Origin of the sequence: Psychrobacter sp. PG1 (assembly GCF_014897815.1) — a bacterium.
Taxonomy (GTDB): Bacteria; Pseudomonadota; Gammaproteobacteria; order Pseudomonadales; family Moraxellaceae; genus Psychrobacter.
This window is the reverse complement of sequence record NZ_JABUZG010000069.1, coordinates 1-4,340: the sequence shown is the minus strand read 5'-3', so window position 1 is coordinate 4,340 and position 4,340 is coordinate 1. Positions and strand designations below refer to the sequence as shown.

Below are 4,340 nucleotides of genomic sequence, written 5' to 3'. Positions count from 1 at the left end.
TCAAGTAAATCACTCTCCGATATAGTCGGGGCGGTTCACCCAGTTGCTCAGGAAGACTTATGTCACATTCAAGCAAACGATTGGCTAGTATTTGCTGGATACCCTGAGTACGCAGCCTAAGAGGTGTGATGTCTAAGATAATGTTCAAATGATAGCTATTGTTCCGACGATTTAAATTAATATACTGCTTAGTGTTACCTGTTACATCCTCACTTAACTGGAAAACTGACCTCCCAGTTAACATTGACAGTAGTAAATAACTAACTACTCTCTTTTTATCTCTATCATGACTAGATGATAATTCCTCAAAAAGCTGCCATAGATACGCAAAAATATTTTGTAATGCGAATAAAGGTAGAATCCTAACATTACTGCCAATAAGACGTTCGTTCTTATTGGCATGCTGCAGCTTTGAGCGCGTACGATGGTAAATCTGTTGCGGAGAATATTTTTCATGCGCTTGTAGTGATGTTTGCTTGAGTATCGTAAAATCTGGTAATCCAATATCTAATTTCTCGCGCACGACATCAATATCATTATCAGTTTTTAAAAACTCGATGACACTAATTAACTCATCACTATCATCGTCGACATCATTAAACGCAATGTACTCAATTTTTTCGTCATCAACCCGCCGTGTTACCCTACTTTTACGACCATTTATGGAAGTCCGCTCGATACGATTTTTGTTGTGCAGCACAAATTTTAATGCTCTGTGAACTTTAGCAAACTGATTGAGGTCAGGACTATTAATCTTGTCGAGATATTGCTTATATGCATCAATATTGTCGAATGTAGTGGCTATGTCTTTAGATTGCAACTCTACACACTTTTGCCATAAGCGATGATAAGAACTACCTTGTACTATCCACAAACGTGCAAAAGTAGTTATCTCAGTAATTCTGTTCACTAATTCACGATCTGAACAATATAGTAGTAATTGATATAGTTTGGATATCCAAAGCCACTCTGGTGCTGGATTGCTGATATCCAAATCTTTCAGATGGTACGTTGAACCTATAAATGCTGTTACTCTGAAATGATCGTTTGTTAATCTACCCGTACAACTCTTATAAATGGCTTTGAGTTCTATTTTTGATAAAACAAAATCCTTTTCTGTCTCTGGTAAAGATAAACTCATAAAACCCTGGCCTGACATTGCAGCCACAGTTAAAAAGCATTGCCTAACGCTTTGGTGGTTACCGACTAAATTAGGAATGAGTCCATCAGTAGCGCGCTCAATATCAATCTTCATTTACATTCCTTTGTATCAGCTCTTGAAAGCTCGGCATCCTAAAAATTGGGGATTTTTGTTTTGCATGTTGATAGTCAAAATGATGTCTATAAATACCTTTTCTTCGGCAAACATCCTCAATCGTCATCAATTTACCAAACAGCTTGCGTTGAATATCTTTTGGCATCTGAGCCTTTAATTGGTTATAGATATTAACATCTAACGGATTTAGATCTAAGAACTCTTCTAAAACATACCTCCATGACTCTAGGTTTATTGAGCTTATAGTTGGTTGAAGCTTCCTAACATAGAGAGCGGTATTATTAGTCATTCGCAATTGTGCTGAAAAATTTTTGTAAAAATAGAAACCTATTCCATCGTACCAAACATCAAGATTTACAGTTTGATCGTCTGAGTTAGCTATACGAGCCAGTGGAAAATATTCTACATAGAGTTTATATGCTGTTTTAGCTTCAGGGTGTACATACAAATTTAAAAAGTCTTTAGGAGATAAACGAGCATATTGAGTACTAGGCTTGGGTAGGTTTTGACTTTTTTCCATAATGCACCTTTAGCTTGTAACTCATATAAAGTAGCTGGCTTTGAAATCCGAAATATCACGTATAGACATTGGACAACTCTACTAGGGGAGAGTAAAATATGATTTAACAATTTTTTAGTCGGTGTCAAAATACCATAAAATCATGGTGACTATAAACGTGTGATATAAGTAATACTGTTCTTTTTTACACTATACATTGAGATAATAAAAAAAGCTACACCACATGTATACCATATGGTGTAGCTTATAATCTATTAATATGCATTTCTATAATTTTAGTCCGCGAGCCTTGCCAAGGTTGGGGTCGAGAGTTCGAATCTCTTTTCCCGCTCCAAATACTTAAAAAGCTTCACTTAACAGTGAGGCTTTTTTTTGTCCGATTTTTAAGGCCTGTAGAAGAGATTCCGAAATATCTTTTCTAATTCAGTTAAGTCTAGCTACTCAATCAAAGAGCCTATTTTCGGAGCGGTGCCCATTTGGTGCCCAAACCGTGCCCTGCCCTAAAACTGCATATGCGTATCTGACCACAACCTAGCTATTTTTGGTTCAAAAATCATCATGACACCTAACCTAGTAAATTTGGCCCTATGCTAATTTTTGAACCCAATCTCAATTCAGCAAAAAACGTGTTTCTCAGATGCTTAGTTTTTGGAAATACGTTTCAAATTTATAGTATTTATTACTGGTCTTCACTTAAAAAGCGATGACTACAACCTAACAATAAAAAATTTATTAAGCCTCGTAAGCATCTTTTGGCTCTAGTAAACCTTTAGCTAGAAATTTCCTATCACCTATAGCGACAGTTAATTTACTCTTCTAAAGAGTCGTCCTCACCAAGTTCATCTGGAACGTATTTCAAAATATCCCCTGGCGTTACTTCTAATACATTACATAGCTTGCTCAAAGTATCGAACTCAATTCTAGTCGTATCATCGTTATAGATCCTATGCAGCGTCGATTTACTGATATCTGTCATTCTCACTAAATCTGCCACACGCAACCTTCTTTCTGCCAAAAGAACAGGTAAGTTACATGAAATCACAATAAATTCCTTATTGGTAAGTAAAAAGTACTTGCCAATGACTACTTTTCTGATAATATAGTACTCGTTGGCAACAACAAAGTGTTTATTAAAAACTATTTAATACTGACTGGAGAACTATTATGTCACAGACTTATCTCACTACTCAAGAATTAGCCGATCGTATCAAATACGATGCACGTACTATCCGTAACCAACTTAAGGACACTGTTTTGATTGAGAATATTCATTACATACGCCCTTTTGGTGGTCGTAAGATTCTGTATGTATGGGAGCGTATCGAAGAGGATATGTGTAAGCCGGTGATGAGCGCTATTAACGGTATGGCACTTCAATAATAGAAGGAGGTTTATTATGGCTACTATACAAGGACGGTTTGGCAAACTAATTGCCGACTTCTACTACCTAGGTATACGTTGTCGAGAAAAGACTAGCTTGGAAGACAACCCAGCTAACAGAAAAAAATTAGCGACTGTTTTGAAAAAAATGGAAGCAGAAATAACCCTAGGCATCTTTGACTATGGCACCTACTTTCCGAAGAGTACGCGTTTAAAAGAGATGACAGCACTGGTTGATAGAGCGGAAGCTTGTATCAGTCGCAACCCTACCTTTAGGCAGTTTGTCGATATTTGGTATGAGGAGAGGAAGATTGAATGGCGACCGAGCTATCGGCAAAAAATAAAGATTATTCTAGATAAGTATCTCTTACCTGAGTTTGGTGGTAAAGCGGTACATGCCATAAAAAAACCAGACTTGCTGACCTTCCGTAGCTCTCTCGCCAAAGTTCGTTACGGTAAAGATGGTCAGTCAAGTCTGTCAGTAGCACGAATCAATCAGATCATGATACTTCTTCGTATGATACTAGAAGAAGCGTCAGATCGCCATGACTTTGAGATGCCTTATAAAAACATTAAGAATCTCAAACAAGCTCGTCCGGATGTGAATCCTTTTACACTTGCTGAGGTATGGCTAATTTTAAAGCATGTCCGCGTTGATTATAGGCCTTACTATACCATTCGCTTCTTTACGGGAATGCGTACCAGTGAGATCGATGGGCTCAAGTGGGACTGCATTAACTTTGATCGGCGTGAGATCAGTATACGCGGTGCGTTAGTGAATGGGGAGATGGGTCCAACGAAAACGTTAGGCTCACAACGCGATATTGCAATGTCACAGTTAGTGTATGACGCTCTACTAGAGCAGAAGACGCGTACGTACGGTAAGTCAGAGTTCGTGTTTTGCAACTCACAGGGCAATCCGATGGAGTACCGCAATGTGAATCGGCGGGTGTGGAAGCCAACCCTTGCCCTACTCGGTTTGAAACATCGGCGTGCTTATCAGACTCGGCACACTGCAGCGACGCTTTGGCTCGCTGCTGGTGAGAACCCTGAGTGGATAGCGCGGCAAATGGGTCACAGTAGTACGGAGATGCTGTTTCGGGTATACAGCCGCTATGTTCCTGATATTACCCGTCAGGATGGCTCAGCAATGGATAACTTGCT

At 38.8% G+C, this 4,340-nt stretch carries 5 protein-coding genes; 2 read left to right on the top strand and 3 right to left on the bottom strand.

The annotated features are described in order from the left end of the window. The 3 genes from INT03_RS11170 to INT03_RS11160 form a co-directional block, all read right to left on the bottom strand. Nucleotides 1-1,255: hypothetical protein (locus INT03_RS11170; protein ID WP_193009009.1), on the bottom strand; the 1,255-nt coding region annotated here is incomplete at its 3' end. After that, nucleotides 1,245-1,796 carry a hypothetical protein gene (locus INT03_RS11165; protein ID WP_193009008.1) on the bottom strand — a complete coding sequence of 184 codons (552 nt, stop codon included), beginning with the start codon at nt 1,794-1,796 and terminating at the stop codon, nt 1,245-1,247. The genes INT03_RS11165 and INT03_RS11170, both read right to left, overlap by 11 nt. Before the next feature lie 808 nt (nt 1,797-2,604). Further along, a complete protein-coding gene (locus tag INT03_RS11160) occupies nt 2,605-2,838 on the bottom strand; it encodes a helix-turn-helix domain-containing protein (RefSeq protein WP_193009007.1) in 234 nt (77 codons plus the stop codon). Nucleotides 2,839-2,960: 122 nt separating this feature from the next. Here INT03_RS11160 and INT03_RS11155 point away from each other — a divergent pair, with 122 nt between their 5' ends. Together INT03_RS11155 and INT03_RS11150 are read left to right on the top strand one after the other, a co-directional pair. Next, nucleotides 2,961-3,176: a hypothetical protein gene (locus tag INT03_RS11155; RefSeq protein WP_021815097.1), complete on the top strand. Its 216-nt coding sequence runs from the start codon at nt 2,961-2,963 to the stop codon at nt 3,174-3,176. Nucleotides 3,177-3,192: 16 nt separating this feature from the next. Continuing rightward, nucleotides 3,193-4,340, top strand: a 1,148-nt coding sequence (locus INT03_RS11150) for a tyrosine-type recombinase/integrase (RefSeq protein ID WP_193009006.1), incomplete at its 3' end; no start/stop codon positions are given.

Excerpts from the sequence above, each read along its gene's own strand:
- INT03_RS11165 (WP_193009008.1), bottom strand. The coding sequence starts at position 1,796 with ATGGAAAAAAGTCAAAACCTACCCAAGCCTAGTACTCAATATGCTCGT.
- INT03_RS11155 (WP_021815097.1), top strand. The coding sequence starts at position 2,961 with ATGTCACAGACTTATCTCACTACTCAAGAATTAGCCGATCGTATCAAA.